Source organism: Micromonospora sp. DT47 (genome assembly GCF_049844475.1).
Lineage (GTDB): Bacteria > Actinomycetota > Actinomycetes > Mycobacteriales > Micromonosporaceae > Micromonospora.
This window is the reverse complement of sequence record NZ_JBNCLC010000014.1, coordinates 52,407-66,870: the sequence shown is the minus strand read 5'-3', so window position 1 is coordinate 66,870 and position 14,464 is coordinate 52,407. Positions and strand designations below refer to the sequence as shown.

Genomic DNA, 14,464 nt, shown 5'->3' with positions numbered 1-14,464 from the left:
CCCGGGAGGCCGTCGATCCGTTGTGCGCGGCGGCCGGGCCGGGTGGGCGGACCGACGGGCACGGGGAAAGGCAGCCACCGCCCGGGGGCCGTGACTGCCTTTCGTCCTGGCCGGGTCAGGCCGGTTCGGCGGGTGCGTAGGTGTCGCGGGACAGCTGCGAGACGCAGCGCATGGTGGCGTTGCGGAAGTAGTGCTGGAAGCCGTCCACGTTGCCGGTGTCCCGCTGCTCGGCGAGGTAGGGCGCGAGCTTCTGCTCCAGCAGGTGCACGCCCTTCTGGGCGGCCATGTGGCGACCGATGGCGGCGAAGTCGCCGCTGTAGTGGATCACCCGGACCATCAGGTCGTCCTTGATGAACACCGCGGTGCCGAGCAGTTCGCCGACGGACTCGCCGGCCTCGTCCGTGAGCACCGGGGAGTCGACCCGGCGGAACTTCTCGAAGATCTCCGCGATCTCGTCCTCGTGACCGGGCTTCACGGAATAGGTGATGGCGGCGTAGGGCATCAGATTCCTCCGTCCACATGCAGGGTTGCTCCGCTGACGTACCGGGACTCGTCACCGATCAGGAACAGCACGGCACCGGAGACGTCCTCCGGCGTGCCGAGGCGGCCGAGGGCGGTCATCCCCTTGATGATCTCCGCCACCGGCGGCGGCGGGCCCGGGTCGGACTCGGTGACGATGACGCCCGGTGCGATCGTGTTGACCCGGATGCCGCGGCCGCCGACCTCCCGGGCGAGGCTGCGGGTCAGGCCGATCAGCGCGGACTTCGCGGCGGCGTAGTGGGCGCTGTGCGGGCGGCCGCGCAGCGCCGCCGACGCGCCGATGGTGACGATCGAGCCGCCCGGGGTCAGCAGCTCCAGCGCGGCCTGGGAGACGAGGAACGCCGCCGTCAGGTCGATGTCGACGACCCGGTCCCATTCCTGCGGCGTGAGTTCCTCGAGCGCCGCCCGGCCGTCCACCCCGGCGTTGTTGACCACGGCGTCCAGCCCGCCCAGTTCCTCGCGGCACACCTCCGCCAAGCGCCTGACCTCCGCCTGGCTCGTGACGTCGGCCTTCACCACCCGGTGCGGTCCGCCGCTCTCCTTGAGCTCGCGGGCCACGTCGTCGGCGCCGGCGTCGTCGTGCCCGTAACACAGCACGAGCCGGGCGCCGCGACGGGCGCAGGCCAACGCCGTGGTGCGGCCGATCCCCCGGGTGCCGCCGGTGATCAGGATGCGCTTGCCGGCCAGCGCGCCGGCCTGCTCCGGCGCGCTCATGCGACCGCGGCGGCGGCGCCGGTCATCCCGTACACCACCTGCATGGTCGTCATGGACCCGCTGGAGCGGTACGGGTGCAGCTTCGTCCGGTGCTCGACGTGCGCCGCGCTGTGCTCGAACTCGCGGAACCGCGGTTCGTCGACCCAGTCGCTGACGACGTAGTACACCGAGCCGTCCTCGTCGATGCCGCGCGACAGCCAGTGCCCCAGGTTGTCCGGGTGCTGCACGATCACGCTGCCGACCCGGTGCCAGGTCCGCTCGAACTCCCGCTCCATGCCGGGGTGGATGACCATCCGCAGCATCACCCGGAACGGGCCGGGCTGCGCCTGATCCGTCATCAGATGCCTCCGTCCACGTTGATGGTCTCGCCGTTGATGAAGCTGGCCTGGTCGCTGACGAGGAACTGCACGACGGAGGCGATCTCGTCGGTACGGCCCAGCCGGCCCAGCGGGATCATGGTCTTGTAGCGCTCCAGCACGGCCGGCGGCGTCTCGGCTTCGGTCTGGATCGGTCCGGGCGCCACCACGTTGATCCGGATGCCCCGCGGGCCGAGCTCCTTGGCCAGCGAGCGGCTGAGCCCGACCAGGCCCGACTTCGCGGCGGTGTAGTGCGCTCGCAGCGGGATGCCGACGGCCGCCACCCGCGAGCCCACGTTCACCACGGAGCTGCCCTCGCCCAGCAGCGGCAACGCGGCCTGGACGATTCGGGCCGCGGCGGTCAGGTTGCTGTCGACGACCCGGCGCCACTCGTCGATCTCCAGCTGGGCGAACGGGATGTGGCTGATGACGCCCGCGTTGTTGACGATCGCGTCGAGCCGGGTGAACCGCAGCCGGCACTCGTCGATCAGCGCGGCCACGTCGTCGGCGTTCGTGACGTCGGCCCGGATCACCTGGTGGTCGCCGGGGATCTCCTTGAGCTCGGCGACGAGGCTGGCCACCGCCTCGCTCTCGGTGCGGTAGCAGGTGATCACGTCCGCGCCGGCCCGGGCCAGGCCCAGAGCGATGGCGCGTCCGATGCCGCGGCTTCCTCCGGTGACGAGCACCTTCTTGCCCGCAACATGCACGGTGTTTCCTCCTCGTGACTTGGTCGCGCCGCTACAGCAGCACGCTGACAGCAGCCAGATTCGTGGCGAACGCCAGCACGGCGAGCGCCGTGCGGACGAGGTTCCAGTTGCGCCATCGGGTACGCGGGTCCATCCGCGCCCAGTCCGCCGGCTGGGCCTGCGGGTCCAGCGACATGACGTACCGGTTGATGGGGACGTTCTTGACGACCGAGATGGCCATCACCACGACCAGCAGCACGCCCGCGGCGCCGAACAGCGCCCGGGCGGGCGGGTCGTCCACCCGGGCCAGCAGCACGAGGTCGAGCACGCAGGCCAGCGTGTTCATGATCGGCATGAACGGGTCGTAGCGCTTCCAGAGGTACTGGATGGTGGCGACGTACCGCTCGTAGGGCACCGCCAGGCTCATCGGCGCCAGGCCGATGACGGTGGACACCATCACGCCCACGGCGATCCCGTTGGCCAGCAGCGCGATGGGGATCAGAAGTCGGTCCACGTCCTCCTGCCTTCCTGTGGGCCGTGACGGTTACGGCGGGACGCGGGTCAGGTGGTGATCACGCGGGCGTTGTTGACGTAGTCCACGATGCTGTCGGGCGTGGTCAGCTCCGCGACCTCCTCCTCGCGGATCTTCACGCCGTACTGCTGCTCGATCCGGGCGGCCAGCTCGAGCACCGCCAGCGAGTCGTAGCCCAGGAGGCTGAAGTCGGTGGCGCCGATGTCGCCGTCGATGTCGACGGACTCGTCCACGCCGGCGCTCTCCCGCAGCAACCGCCGGATGTCGTCGATGTTCATCTCGTTCACGCTCTCTTCGTCGGAGTGAGGGTCGCCGACCGTCTCTGACCCGGGTCGGGCGTCCGGTCCGGCAAGGCTGTCGGCCGGACGTCGGGTGTCACTGGAGGACCGCTGGATCGGCCGTGCCCTGCCCGTTCACCGCCCGTCGGGAAGCCAGGAAGGGCGCGCCGAGCCGGCGGCGGTTGACGACGAACAACACCGCCACGAGGCCGGCCACCAGACCCAGCGACAGGTAGTAGACGGGCGCGGAGAGCACGTCGATCAGGGCGGCCACCTGGCTGCTCAGGCCCCCGCCCATGGCGGCGAAGAGCCAGTAGACGCCGATCGCCTGGCCGAGGAACTCGCGGGGCACGAGGTCGGAGATGGCGCTGATGCTGACCGCCGCGACGACGATCTCGCCGCAGGCGTGCATCAGGTAGACGGTCAGCAGCCACAGCGGCGAGACGCGTTCCCCGCCGGCGGCCGCGACGGCGGCGAGCGCCATCACCAGGAAGCTGACGCTGGCGACGGTCAGCCCGAAGGCGAACTTCGCCGGCACGCTGAACCGGGCGCCCAGCCGCGGCAGCTGCCAGGCGAAGAGCGGCGCCAGCAGCAGCATGAACATCGGCGTGGCGCCCTGCAGCCAGCTCGCCGGCAGGGTGAAGCCGAGCACCTCGCGGTCGGTCGAGTCCTTGGCGAACAGGGTCAGCACCGAGCCGTCCTGCCCGGCCAGCAGCCAGAACACCGTCGCGGCCAGCAGCAGGCGCAGCATCACCGACAGCCGCCACCGGTCGGCCAGGTTGAGGCCGGGGTGCCGCCGCAGCTTGGCGTACGCTCCCCAGGGCGCGGCGATCAGGCCGAGCCCGATCAGCATCAGCGCGGCCATCGGCGGCATCAGCCCGCTGCCGAGCGCGCCGACCAGCAGCAGCACCACGACGAGGACGACCGGGATGACGCGACGGCGGATCCGGCCGGCCTCTTCCGGCGACAGCGGCCGGCTCGGTCGGGCCCCGACCGGGCCGTACGCCCGCAGGCCCGCGTAGACGGCCCCGACGCCGATGGTGAGTACGACGCCGATCGTGGCGAAGGCGAGGCTCCAGCTCACCCGCTCGCCGATCGACCCGACGACGAGCGGCGCGAGCAGTCCGATGACCTGGGTGCCGACGAACAGCGCCGCGATGGCCGCCTCGCGCCGTCCCGGCGTACCGGCCAGCATGTTGATCAGTGCCTGGTGGTTGGGCTTGAACAGGCCGAATCCGCAGGCGATGAGGAGCAGCCCGACCGGCGTGAGGGCGTCGGGCGGCAGCGCGAGGCTGAAGCAGCCGAGCGCGATGAAGCCCGGCCCGAGCATGATCGCACGCTGCTGGCCGATGACCCGGTCGGCGAGCCAGCCGCCGGGCAGCGCCAGCATGAAGGTGATGCCGATGTACCCGCCGAAGAGCGCGGCGCCGCTGCCCTCGGACAGGCCCAGCCCGCCGTCCTCGGCTGGTGCGACCGCGTAGAGCACCAGGATGGCCTGGACGCCGAAGAAGCCGAAGCGCTCCCAGAGCTCGGCCAGGAAGAGGTTGCGGAACCAGCCGGTGGAGTAGAGCCGGGGCGTCGGTGGCACCGGCGCACTGACGGGCGGATTGAACGACGTTGTCCCGACCATGGGGGCACCAACCTTCCGGACCTGTCGTTGGACGGGGCACAGCGTCGGGCAGCGCCATCGAACCGGGATTGAGCGCGGCTTGAGCCGGCCACCGGCGCGGTACGGGACGGTCTGAGACGACAACATGACAGACGGTACGGATTAGTTGACGCCGACTGGTCGATACTGGATAGTTGATATCGACTAAGGAGCAACACACATGGAGCACCGACGCAAAGTGCCCAACCCGCTGGCCTTGGTCGTGCTCGCCTGGCTTCTCACGCAGCCGCTGCACCCGTACGAGCTGGGGCGGAGGCTGCAGGGCAGCGGCCAGGACCGGCACATCAAGTACACGCGCAGCTCGCTCTACATGGTGGTGGAGCGGCTCGAGAGGGCCGGCTTCATCGTGGAACAGGAGACGGTGCGCGACGGCCAGCGGCCCGAACGCACGGTCTACGCGATCACCGACACGGGGCGCACCGAGTTCTACGACTGGTTGCGCGAGCTCGTCGCGCAGCCGCAGGAGGAATACCCGCAGTTCGCAGTCGCTCTGTCGCTGCTGAGCCTGCTCGCCCCGCGGGAAGCCGTGGAGCTGCTCCGGAAGCGGCATGAGGCACTCACCGTCAAGGCCGAGGAGACCCGCAAGCTCATGCAGGAAGCCATCGACAACGGCGTGCGATGGATCTTCCTGGTCGAGGAGCGGTACGCATTGGCCATAATGGACGCAGAAGGCCGTTACCTCACCGAGTTGACCGACTCGCTCACCGATCCGGACTACATCAGGTCCTGGCAGGAAACCTTCGGGAGTCTCACATGACAGCGGTAAGAACTGCACTCGTCATCGGCGGCGGCGTCGCCGGCCCGGTGGCCGCGATGGCTCTGCGGAAGGCGGGGATCGACGCCACCCTCTACGAGGCCTACCCCACGTCGGCCGACGGCGTCGGCGTCACCTTGACGCTCGCCCCCAACGGGCTCGCCGCGCTCGGCATCATCGGTGCGGACGACGCGGTCCGCGCGATCGGCCAGCCAATGAACCGCACCATCGTGACCGACGGCTACGGGGTGCTCATCGGTGAGATGCCGAACCCGGGGGTCACGCCCGAGACGCTCGGCGTCTGGCGCGACGAGCTGTCCCGCGTCCTGCACGAGCAGGCCGTGGCCCAGGGCATCCGGGTCGAGTACGGCAAGCGCCTCGTCGACGCCACGGAAACGGCCGACGGCGTCACGGCGCACTTCGCCGACGGCACCACGGCCACCGCGGACGTCCTCGTCGGCGCCGACGGCATCCGCTCGCGCGTGCGTACCATCATCGACCCGCAGGCTCCGAAGCCCACCGTCATGCCGATCCTCAACTTCGGCGCGGCGTCGAACTACGTCCCGCCGGCGGCCAAGCTCGGCACCATGTACTTCTCGTTCGGCAAGAAGGCCTTCTTCGGCCACTGGACGCAGCCCGACGGCCGCACGGCCTGGTTCGCCAACGTGCCGGACAAGCGCCCGATGACCTTCGCCAAGGCCAACGAGACGTCCAAGGCGGAATGGATGGAGGAGCTGCGGGAGGCGTTCGCCGAGGACGTGCCGGCCCGGGACATCCTCAAGCACACCAACGCCGAAGACCTGGTCGCGATCGGTTCCATCGAGAGCATGCCGAAGGTACCGCACTGGTACCGCGGCCGGATGGTCCTCGTCGGCGACTCGGTCCACGGCCCGTCGCCGAGCTCCGGCCAGGGCGCGTCGATGGCGGTGGAGAGCGGCATCCAGCTCGCCCGCTGCCTGCGGGACCTGCCGGACGTCGGCAGCGCGTTCGCCGCGTACGAGAGCCTGCGCCGCGAGCGGGTCGAGAAGATCATCCTGCGGGGCGCCCGCACCACCAACAGCAAGACCGTGGGCGGCTTCGCCAAGACGATGATGCGGATCATGATGCCGCTGGCCCTGAAGACGTTCCTCAACCCGGAGAAGACGCTCGGTCCCGAGCAGCGCTACCGGATCGACTGGGACGCCCGAGTCACACCCCAGGCGGCGCAGGAGGCCCCGTCCCGAGCGGCATGAACCCGGTCCGGCCGGCCCGCGCGGGTCTCCCCCGCCGGGCCGGCCGCCACCCCGGCGCTCCGGCCGACCCGTACCGCGGTCGGCGCGCCGCAGCCTCACCCCCGGCTGCCGAGGCCCGGCCGCCGGTCGCACACCCCTGGGCGCTGGCGCAAGGCGCCCGGGCACCAGCCGACGAATCCGAGCCGCCGACCCTGACCGGAGGTCCGCCATGACCGACACCGATTCCCGCCGCATCGACTCCTTCGCCTGTGCCGGGCCCGTAGACATCCAGGCGCACCTCAACGGCGGCGAACTGCTCGTCGAGCTGGTGGACACCGACGTGGTCGCCGTCGTGGTCTCAGCCGTGACCGACCCCGACCGGCGGCTACGTGACCTGCTCGGCCGATCCGTGAACCCCGACGCCGAGGCCGCGGCCGACGCCGTCCGCAAGACCAAGACCCACTTCACGCGGGGACACCTGGTGGTGCAGGCGCCCAGCGGACGGCTCAAGTCGGTGCCGATGCGGGTCGTGGTGCGGGCACCCCGGCGGTCCAAGCTCCACCTGACCGGCGGCAGCGCCCGCTTCACCGTGACCGGACAGGCCGCCAGCCTCCTCGCGACCTGGGACACCGGCGACCTCACCGTGACCGACTCCGTCGAGGGCGCCACCAAGGTCCGCGTCGGGAACGGCCGGGTCCAGCTGGGCACCCTGTTGGGCGCCGCCGACCTGAAGATCGGCACCGCCACGCTCCAGGTCGGCCGCTTCGCCGCGAAGGCCACCGTGACCACCGGCAGCGGCACCGTCGAGTTCGGCACGGTCGAGGCCGACGTGGCCCTGACGACGGGCGCGGGCACCATCACGGTCGCCGATGCCGCGGCCGGCGCGCTGACCATCAAGACGGGCCCGGGCTCGATCCGGATCGGCGTCCGGCCCGGGGTGGCGGCCAGGGCCGACCTGTCCAGCCGCGGCGGCACCGCTCGCAACGAACTGCCCCAGCCGAGCGGCCGGGTGGCGCTGACCATCGACGCCGCCTCGACCAGCGGTGACATCGTGGTGGCGCCCGCCGCCTGACGCCTTTCCTCACGGCCCTCCCGAGCGGAACTCCGCCGCTCGGGAGGGCCTCTTCTCGGACCGGGCCACAGCACGGTTCCAGCCCGCCTCGACCCGGACCCGAGACGATGACGCCCACCGAGGCGAACAGGAGAACCGAGGCGATGGCGGCACCGAGGGTAGCGATGGTCAGCGGCGGATCACGCGGCATCGGGAGAGCGACGGTACTGCGGCTCGCGCAGGACGGCTACGACGTCAGTTTCTCCTACCGCCGCGACGAGGACGCCGCAGCGGTGGTGACCAAGCAGGTCGAGGCGACCGGCCGCCGCGTGCTGGCGGTCCGCGCCGACATGACCGACCGCGCGGCCGTGGAAGGCTGGGCCGACCGTACGGAACGGGAGCTGGGCCCGGTCGACGTCGCCGTCGCGTCGGCCGGCGTGATCCGCGACCGACCGCTGGCGCTGATGGCCGACGACGAGTGGCACGACGTCCTCGACACCAACCTCGGCGGCGTCTACCACCTCTGCCGCGTCCTGGTGCTGCGCATGACGAAGCGACGGTCCGGCTGCCTGATCAACATTTCCTCGGTCGCCGGCGTCCACGGCGTCGCAGGCCAGACCAACTACTCCGCGGCGAAGGCGGGCATCATCGGCTTCTCCCGGGCGCTCGCCAAGGAGGTCGGCCGCTACCAGGTACGGGTCAACGTCGTCGCCCCCGGCTACATCGAGACGGACATGCTGGCGTCGGTGCCGGACGCGGCACGGGAGAAGGCGCTGACCGCCGTGCCGCTGGGCCGCGCCGGCCGCCCCGAGGAGGTCGCCGACCTCGTCGCGTACCTGGCCGACGAGCGGGCCTCGTACATTTCCGGAGCGGTCGTGCAGATCGACGGCGCCGTCGTGCTCTAGCGCGTCGAGTCGGTGATCCGGCCGCCGGGACATGCTGCCGGTGGCCGCGCTGCACCAGCAGGATCCGCGTGAAGCCCTGTCACTAACGCGCGGTGCGGTGTGTCAGTGCAGTGAGGACCTCAAGACACCTCCGGTCGGAGCAGGCCCTGCACCGGCATCCGGAAGACGAGGAGCAGTTCTGATGCCCACCGCCTACATCATGGTCACCCTCCTGGCCGCCGCCATGGCGGGCTTCTCGGCCGCATCCGTGTTCTTCCGCGCCAAGTGGGTGGTGGTGGAACCCCTGGCCGACTACGGAGTCCCCCGCTCGTGGTGGCCCTGGCTCGGTACGGCCAAGGCCGCGGGGGCGGCGGGCCTGGTGGCCGGCCTGTTCGTGCCGGTCATCGGCGTCATGGCCGCGATCGGCCTGGTGCTGTACTTCGCCGGGGCCGTCGTCACCGTGGTCCGGGCGCGCTCGTACTGGCACACCCCGTTCCCGTTGCTGTACGTGGCGCCGGTTGTGGGAACCCTGCCGCTGGGATTCGCCGCCTGAGCGCCGTCTCCCGGTCGGTACGGTGTGGTTACCGCCCTCCGTACCGACCGGGAGACCTGCGCCGGATAGGTGCTGACGGCACCTGGCTACCGTCACCGTTCACGACCGCGCTGTCAGCCGTGCTCGATGACGCCAGCGTCCTCCGGGCGTCGACCCCCAGGGTCAGCGGGTGGCCTTGCGGGCTGTCCGCCGGTTGCCGAAGGATTCCATGGTGGCGGCCTTCGTCGCCGGCGCCCGGGTGGCCGTGGTCGTACGGGCGCGCGCGGGCGCCGCCTTCTTCGCCGGCGCCTTCTTCGCTGGCGCTCTCGTCGCGGGCGCCTTCTTGGCGGCGGTCGCCTTGGCGGTCGGTCTGCGCGTCGGCGCCGCCGTCGCGGAGGTGTCCTTCTTCCGGGCTACGCGGGCCGTCGTCGGGGTGGGCTTCTCACCCGGCGTCTTGGCCGCGCTCGCCGCGGTGGCCCGCTTCGTGGCGGTCGCGACCTTCTTCGCCGCCGCCTTCCGATTCACCGGGGCCTTGCGGGCCCCGGTGGCCTTCCGGGCGCCGGTGGGCCTGGTGGCGGCCCCGGTCGTGCTCCGTCGAGCGTCGGCCATCGTCGCTCCTCCTCGGGATGTGCTACCGAGGCCCGCACCGACGGGTGCTGCCGACGGGACAGGCCCTGTCCAGCCGGGTCGGGCCGACCGGCCCGCTCGGCGCCCGTGTTTTCCCCCGCCCCCGGCACCCAAACTCTCCGGCCGGCTGCTGCAACAAGGGTCGGGGGAAAACCTGCCGCCGCCGGCTACCCCGCCGCGAGCCGGCTCGCCGCCGCCGTGGCCACCATCCGCGCATACTGCTCGTCGCGGTCGGGCGAGAACATCACGGTGCCGACCAGGTCGCCGACCCGGACCACCGCGGTGAGCGTCACCATCGGTTCGGGGGCGAGCGTCTCACCCTCGTAGTACCACTGCTCCTCGCGGACGAGCAGCGCCTCCTCCCCGCCGAAGCCGGTGCCCACGATGGCGAACCTGCGGGGAGGCGGAGCACCGGGTGCGGTCGCCGGTGTGGTCGTGCCGGCGCAGGTGCTCAGCACGTGGCGCACGTCGTCGAGCGCCCGTGGGCCCCACCCGGCCGCGTACCGGTGCAGGTGTTCGTAGACGTACCCGGCCGAGCCGTTGGCGTACCCGGTGAAGTCGAGGTCGGCCTGCCGCCGCAGCGACGGGTAGTCGGTGGTGCGGTAGGCCGCGCACAGGTCGGCCCAGCGCCAGGTGTCGCCGGAGAACGGCTCGCTCGGCATCTGCTTCCGCCATGGACCGGGCCCGAGATCCGCCGGCCGGAGCATGAGGGTGCTCAGGTCCGCCACGCCGGGGTCGGGCCTGCCGCTGCCGTTCGGGCTCGGCGGGGCGCTCGTTGCCGGGGTCGTCGGGCTCGGCGCCGCGCTCGGCGACCCGGTGCCGCTCGGCGCCACGGTCGTCCGGCTGGCGCCGGGGGTCGGCGAGTGGTCGCCCGGCCCGAGGTTCGCGGCCCAGCCGGCCCCTGCCCCCGCGACGGCGACGACGGCCAGGCCGGCGACCAGCGCCTGGCGCTGCGAGCGGTGCCGCCCGCGGCGGCGGACCGCTTCGGGGAATGCGAACGGCGCCGGCGGCTGCTGTCCCCGCAGCGGCGCGAACGTGCTCTCGAATCCGTCAGACATTGTGCGCCTCCGAAGATGTCACCTCGAGCAGGTTGGCGAGCGCTCGCCGCCCCCGGGACAGGCGGGCCTTCACGGTGCCCTCGGGCACGCCGGTCTCCCGCGCCACCTCCGCCACCGGCAGGCCGATCAGGTGGTGCAGCACCAGCGCGGTGCGCTGAGCTGGTGGCAACTGGGCGAGCGCGCCCACCAGCATCACGCTGTCCGGGTTGGGGCCGGGGACGTCCGGCGGCGGGCCGGCCCGACGGTAGGCATTCAGCGCCGAACGGGCTCGCCGCCAGCGACTCACCGCGACGCGGCGGGCGACCGTCCGTACCCAGGCCTCCGGATCGGCGTACTCGCCGACCGTCGACCACCGCTGCCAGGCCCGCGCGTACGCCTCGTGCACCGCGTCCTGCGCCTCGACGGCGTTGCCCGTGAGGGCGTACAGGCATTCGTAGAGCCGTTGCCTGCTACCTCGGTAGAACGCGTCGAAGGTCTCCGCGCCTGACATACGCCCCCTCCATCCCGCCCGGGCTTGTCGTACCCCTAGTCACGCCGCACCCCCGCCGGCGGTTGCCTGCCGGGGCGGGGTTTCGCTCCGATGCTGGCGGGGGGTTACGCAGTGTGCCGGAAGCGCGGCCACGGAGGTCGTCCGGGGGGGACTCGCCCACCCGAGATCCCACAGCTGGGCCGGCACCTCACGGGCGGGACCGACGCAGTTCATGCCGATGGTCTCCGGAGGCCATCGGTGGCAGTGATGATGAAACCGGCTTCCGGCCGACCTCCTGGCCGGGGCGTTACAGCGGCGACGGGGACGCGGCCGCCGGTGGGCGCGGCCCGCGACGTCGTGGCGACGCAGCTGAGCCCTGGCTCCCACCGGCATCTCTTCCCGAGGGTGCGTCACGTTGTCGCCGTCCCCTACGACGCCTTCCCGACTTGGGCGGAACCGACCCGGGGTAGCGGACACCACCACTAGCGTCGGGACCATGCCCGCCCGTCCGTCCCGCTGGTCGACGCCGCCCCGGGTACTGGAGGCACCGTCGTACCTGCAGGCGTTCGTGCTCTCCGGAGTGGTGACGGTGCTGGTCACCCGGGCCTTCCTCCAGGCGGCCGGCTACCCGCGGTTCGGCGGCGGTGGGCTCCACATCGCGCACGTGCTCTGGGGTGGCCTGCTGATGACCGCCGGTTTGGGTGTCGCGCTGGTCTTCCTCGGCAGCGCGGCGCGCGTCCTCGGCGCGGTCCTGGGCGGGATCGGGTTCGGGCTCTTCATCGACGAGGTAGGCAAGTTCGTCACCGCCGGGACCGACTACTTCTACGCCCCGGCCGCCGGCATCATCTACGGCGCCTTCGCGCTGCTGGTCGTGATCACCCAGGCAATACGGGGCCGGATCCGGCTCTCCGGCCCGGAGCGGACGGCGAACGCGCTGTACGCGGTGGTCGGTGGGCTCCGCACCGGCCTGACCGATGATCGCCGCGCGGCCGCGGCCCGGCTGGTCCGCGGTTGCGGGCCGGGCGTGGAGGAGGCGGTGGCCCGGCTGCTCGACGCCGTGCCCCGACGCGAGACACCCGGCCCCCGGTTCTGGCAGCCCTGGCTCAGCCGGGCCCGCCGGGCCGTGATCTGGGTGACCACCCACCGGTGGGTGGTCACGCTGGTGGTGCTCTACCTGGTCGGCGAGCCGTTCATCGTCGTGTTGAGCGTCGTGCAGGACACGGTTGCCGGCCAGCTGCACGACCAGCGGGAGTGGCGTGCGGTGCTCGGGGTCTCGGTCTCCGCGCTGATCACCGCGGTGCTCAGCATCCGCGGGGCGTCGCTGCTGCCTCGCGACCGGACGCGGGCCTTCCGGCTGTTCAAACTCGCGCTCCTGGTGGACCTGCTGTTCGGGCAGATCTTCAGCTTCACCGTCGACCAGTTCGGGGCGCTCTCCGCGCTCGGCGTGGACCTCTTCCTGCTCGGCGTGGTGACCGCCGAGTACCGCCGGCTCTGCCGGCAGGCTCCGGCGTCCGGTCGCTGAACTCCGCCGACCACGACGCCGGCCAGTCCCGCGCGTGAAGCCGTTCGCCCCAATCCCTCACCCCATCGATCGCATAACGCCTCAGGCACTCTGAAGTGTCGCTCGCACCGTGGGGTTGGGGTCGCTCAGTCGGTCGCCGACCGCACCTGCGCCGGTACCTGCAGCAGGTCCAGGCAGTTACGCCACAGCGCTTCGAGTTGGGCCGGATCATTGAGCAGCTTCGCGAGCAGTGCGCGTCCCTCGATCTGGGCGACGATGGACCGTGCGCTGTCGCGTGCGTCGACCGACCCGCCGGCCTGGCCGCGGTCCTTCGCCTCGACGACCACCTGCTCGATCAGGTCGATCTGGGCCTCGAAGATCTGCTGTAGCCGGCTACGGACCTTGTTGTCCTGGTTGCTGAGCTCGACGGCGAGGTTGCCGAACAGGCAACCGACGACCAGACCGGCCTTCTGCTGCCCGGCGCGCTGCACTTCCTCTGTGGCCTCGAACAGGTCTCGCAGGCGCCGCAACGGATCGTGATCACTGCTGAGCAGCTCGACCCACTGCCGTCGCTGGGCTGCCCAATGGTCGTCGATGACAGTAAGCGCGAGAGCCTGCTTGGACTCGAAGAAGTAGTAGAAGCTGCCCTTCGGCACGCCTGCCGTCGAGCAGATCTCGGCCACGCCCAGCGCCGAGTACCCGCGCTGCTCGATCAGCGTCGCGGCCGCGTCGAGGATCTTGCTCCGCGCGTCACTCGTCCGTCCCATGGTGTAGACGATACACGACCGGTCGGCTACCTTCCTAGTCGACCAGTCGCCTAGTGGTCATCCAGGCCTCGGCCAACCAAGGAGAAGTTCGTCATGGGCACCAATCAGGGACAGAAGGTCGTGGTGATCACCGGTGCGTCTCAGGGCATCGGAGCCGGCCTGGTCGACGCGTACCGCAAACTCGGCTACGGCGTCGTGGCGACCTCACGCTCGATCGCCGCTGCCGAGGACCCGGAGATCGTCACCGTTCGGGGCGACATCGCGGACGCCGACACCGCAGATCGGGTGATCAGGGGGGCGCTGGACCGCTTCGGCCGCATCGACACCCTGGTGAACAACGCCGGCGTCTTCATCGCCAAGCCGTTCACCGACTACACCGATGACGAATTCAGCCTGCTCATCGGGGTCAACCTCGCCGGGTTCTTCCAGCTCACCCGGCGCGTGCTGCCGCACATGCTCGCCGTCGGCGGGGGTCACATCGTCAACATCACGACGAGCTTCGTGGACCAGCCCAATTCGAACGTGCCGTCCGTGCTCGCGTCGCTGACCAAGGGCGGCCTCAGCTCCGCCACGAAGTCTCTGGCCATCGAGTACGCGACCCGAGGAGTACGGGTAAACGCCGTCTCCCCGGGCATCATCAAGACCCCGATGCACCCGGTCGAGTTCCACGAGACGTTCGCCGGTCTGCACCCGGTGGGCCGGATGGGTGAGACGAGCGACATCGTCGACGCCGTCGTCTATCTCGAGTCCGCCCCGTTCGTCACCGGCGAGATCCTGCACGTCGACGGCGGCCAGAACGCCGGTCACTGACAAAACCGCTACCCGTAGTAGGGAC

General features: G+C 71.3%; 18 protein-coding genes. 7 read left to right on the top strand and 11 right to left on the bottom strand.

What is annotated here, in order from left to right:
- Positions 1–115 precede the first annotated feature (115 nt).
- From ACLQ2U_RS21015 to ACLQ2U_RS20985, 7 genes are all read right to left on the bottom strand, one after another.
- Positions 116–502 (bottom strand): SchA/CurD-like domain-containing protein, encoded by a 387-nt coding sequence (locus ACLQ2U_RS21015; RefSeq protein WP_425752420.1) that lies wholly within the window; start codon positions 500–502, stop codon positions 116–118.
- Positions 502–1,254 carry an SDR family NAD(P)-dependent oxidoreductase gene (locus ACLQ2U_RS21010; protein ID WP_425752419.1) on the bottom strand — a complete coding sequence of 251 codons (753 nt, stop codon included), beginning with the start codon at positions 1,252–1,254 and terminating at the stop codon, positions 502–504. The genes ACLQ2U_RS21015 and ACLQ2U_RS21010 overlap by 1 nt, the downstream gene beginning before the upstream one ends.
- Positions 1,251–1,592 (bottom strand): antibiotic biosynthesis monooxygenase family protein, encoded by a 342-nt coding sequence (locus ACLQ2U_RS21005; protein WP_425752418.1) that lies wholly within the window; start codon positions 1,590–1,592, stop codon positions 1,251–1,253. Before ACLQ2U_RS21005 ends, ACLQ2U_RS21010 begins: the two co-directional genes overlap by 4 nt.
- The gene (locus tag ACLQ2U_RS21000; protein WP_425752417.1) at positions 1,592–2,317 is read right to left on the bottom strand and encodes an SDR family NAD(P)-dependent oxidoreductase; all 726 of its coding nucleotides are present in this window, start codon (positions 2,315–2,317) and stop codon (positions 1,592–1,594) included. The genes ACLQ2U_RS21005 and ACLQ2U_RS21000 overlap by 1 nt, the downstream gene beginning before the upstream one ends.
- A 31-nt stretch (positions 2,318–2,348) precedes the next feature.
- Complete coding sequence (locus tag ACLQ2U_RS20995; protein ID WP_425752416.1) at positions 2,349–2,810, bottom strand: anthrone oxygenase family protein; 462 nt, start codon at positions 2,808–2,810, stop codon at positions 2,349–2,351.
- Positions 2,811–2,857: 47 nt separating this feature from the next.
- Positions 2,858–3,106 (bottom strand): acyl carrier protein, encoded by a 249-nt coding sequence (locus ACLQ2U_RS20990; RefSeq protein WP_425752495.1) that lies wholly within the window; start codon positions 3,104–3,106, stop codon positions 2,858–2,860.
- Between the two features lie 97 nt (positions 3,107–3,203).
- Entirely contained in the window at positions 3,204–4,694 is a 1,491-nt protein-coding gene (locus ACLQ2U_RS20985) for a peptide MFS transporter (protein WP_425752415.1), read from the bottom strand.
- A gap of 241 nt (positions 4,695–4,935) precedes the next feature.
- Here ACLQ2U_RS20985 and ACLQ2U_RS20980 point away from each other — a divergent pair, with 241 nt between their 5' ends.
- The 5 genes from ACLQ2U_RS20980 to ACLQ2U_RS20960 all read left to right on the top strand — a co-directional run bounded on the left by ACLQ2U_RS20980 (position 4,936) and on the right by ACLQ2U_RS20960 (position 9,228).
- Complete coding sequence (locus ACLQ2U_RS20980; protein WP_425752414.1) at positions 4,936–5,532, top strand: PadR family transcriptional regulator; 597 nt, start codon at positions 4,936–4,938, stop codon at positions 5,530–5,532.
- Complete coding sequence (locus tag ACLQ2U_RS20975; protein ID WP_425752413.1) at positions 5,529–6,761, top strand: FAD-dependent monooxygenase; 1,233 nt, start codon at positions 5,529–5,531, stop codon at positions 6,759–6,761. Before ACLQ2U_RS20980 ends, ACLQ2U_RS20975 begins: the two co-directional genes overlap by 4 nt.
- 208 nt (positions 6,762–6,969) lie before the next feature.
- Positions 6,970–7,812, top strand: a complete 843-nt coding sequence (locus tag ACLQ2U_RS20970) for a hypothetical protein (protein ID WP_425752412.1) — start codon at positions 6,970–6,972, stop codon at positions 7,810–7,812.
- 143 nt (positions 7,813–7,955) lie between these two features.
- The gene (gene fabG / locus ACLQ2U_RS20965; protein ID WP_425752411.1) at positions 7,956–8,696 is read left to right on the top strand and encodes a 3-oxoacyl-ACP reductase FabG; all 741 of its coding nucleotides are present in this window, start codon (positions 7,956–7,958) and stop codon (positions 8,694–8,696) included.
- A gap of 181 nt (positions 8,697–8,877) precedes the next feature.
- A complete protein-coding gene (locus ACLQ2U_RS20960; protein WP_425752410.1) occupies positions 8,878–9,228 on the top strand; it encodes a DoxX family protein in 351 nt (116 codons plus the stop codon).
- Positions 9,229–9,390: 162 nt separating this feature from the next.
- On the opposite strand, the gene ACLQ2U_RS20955 is transcribed toward ACLQ2U_RS20960, so the two are convergent.
- The 3 genes from ACLQ2U_RS20955 to ACLQ2U_RS20945 form a co-directional block, all read right to left on the bottom strand.
- On the bottom strand, positions 9,391–9,816 hold the full coding sequence (locus tag ACLQ2U_RS20955) for a hypothetical protein (RefSeq protein ID WP_425752409.1): 426 nt from the start codon (positions 9,814–9,816) through the stop codon (positions 9,391–9,393).
- A 185-nt stretch (positions 9,817–10,001) separates the two neighbouring features.
- Positions 10,002–10,892, bottom strand: coding sequence for a hypothetical protein (locus tag ACLQ2U_RS20950; protein ID WP_425752408.1), 891 nt, complete (start codon positions 10,890–10,892; stop codon positions 10,002–10,004).
- Positions 10,885–11,382, bottom strand: a complete 498-nt coding sequence (locus tag ACLQ2U_RS20945) for a SigE family RNA polymerase sigma factor (protein ID WP_425752407.1) — start codon at positions 11,380–11,382, stop codon at positions 10,885–10,887. Before ACLQ2U_RS20945 ends, ACLQ2U_RS20950 begins: the two co-directional genes overlap by 8 nt.
- Before the next feature lie 475 nt (positions 11,383–11,857).
- On the opposite strand from ACLQ2U_RS20945, the gene ACLQ2U_RS20940 reads away from it, so the two are divergent.
- A complete protein-coding gene (locus ACLQ2U_RS20940) occupies positions 11,858–12,883 on the top strand; it encodes a hypothetical protein (RefSeq protein ID WP_425752406.1) in 1,026 nt (341 codons plus the stop codon).
- 125 nt (positions 12,884–13,008) lie between these two features.
- Here the strand turns inward: ACLQ2U_RS20940 and ACLQ2U_RS20935 are convergent, their stop codons facing one another.
- Positions 13,009–13,629, bottom strand: coding sequence for a TetR family transcriptional regulator C-terminal domain-containing protein (locus tag ACLQ2U_RS20935; RefSeq protein ID WP_425752405.1), 621 nt, complete (start codon positions 13,627–13,629; stop codon positions 13,009–13,011).
- A 93-nt stretch (positions 13,630–13,722) separates the two neighbouring features.
- Between ACLQ2U_RS20935 and ACLQ2U_RS20930 the strand changes: the two genes are divergently transcribed.
- Positions 13,723–14,439, top strand: a complete 717-nt coding sequence (locus tag ACLQ2U_RS20930; RefSeq protein WP_425752404.1) for an SDR family NAD(P)-dependent oxidoreductase — start codon at positions 13,723–13,725, stop codon at positions 14,437–14,439.
- The last annotated feature ends 25 nt before the right edge of the window (positions 14,440–14,464 follow it).

Coding starts and splice junctions, on each gene's coding strand:
- ACLQ2U_RS20990 (WP_425752495.1), bottom strand. CDS start 3,106: ATGAACATCGACGACATCCGGCGGTTGCTGCGGGAGAGCGCCGGCGTG.
- ACLQ2U_RS20970 (WP_425752412.1), top strand. CDS start 6,970: ATGACCGACACCGATTCCCGCCGCATCGACTCCTTCGCCTGTGCCGGG.
- ACLQ2U_RS20975 (WP_425752413.1), top strand. CDS start 5,529: ATGACAGCGGTAAGAACTGCACTCGTCATCGGCGGCGGCGTCGCCGGC.
- ACLQ2U_RS20950 (WP_425752408.1), bottom strand. CDS start 10,892: ATGTCTGACGGATTCGAGAGCACGTTCGCGCCGCTGCGGGGACAGCAG.
- ACLQ2U_RS21010 (WP_425752419.1), bottom strand. CDS start 1,254: ATGAGCGCGCCGGAGCAGGCCGGCGCGCTGGCCGGCAAGCGCATCCTG.
- fabG (WP_425752411.1), top strand. CDS start 7,956: ATGGCGGCACCGAGGGTAGCGATGGTCAGCGGCGGATCACGCGGCATC.
- ACLQ2U_RS20945 (WP_425752407.1), bottom strand. CDS start 11,382: ATGTCAGGCGCGGAGACCTTCGACGCGTTCTACCGAGGTAGCAGGCAA.
- ACLQ2U_RS20980 (WP_425752414.1), top strand. CDS start 4,936: ATGGAGCACCGACGCAAAGTGCCCAACCCGCTGGCCTTGGTCGTGCTC.
- ACLQ2U_RS20940 (WP_425752406.1), top strand. CDS start 11,858: ATGCCCGCCCGTCCGTCCCGCTGGTCGACGCCGCCCCGGGTACTGGAG.
- ACLQ2U_RS20960 (WP_425752410.1), top strand. CDS start 8,878: ATGCCCACCGCCTACATCATGGTCACCCTCCTGGCCGCCGCCATGGCG.
- ACLQ2U_RS20955 (WP_425752409.1), bottom strand. CDS start 9,816: ATGGCCGACGCTCGACGGAGCACGACCGGGGCCGCCACCAGGCCCACC.
- ACLQ2U_RS21005 (WP_425752418.1), bottom strand. CDS start 1,592: ATGACGGATCAGGCGCAGCCCGGCCCGTTCCGGGTGATGCTGCGGATG.
- ACLQ2U_RS20930 (WP_425752404.1), top strand. CDS start 13,723: ATGGGCACCAATCAGGGACAGAAGGTCGTGGTGATCACCGGTGCGTCT.
- ACLQ2U_RS20935 (WP_425752405.1), bottom strand. CDS start 13,629: ATGGGACGGACGAGTGACGCGCGGAGCAAGATCCTCGACGCGGCCGCG.
- ACLQ2U_RS21015 (WP_425752420.1), bottom strand. CDS start 502: ATGCCCTACGCCGCCATCACCTATTCCGTGAAGCCCGGTCACGAGGAC.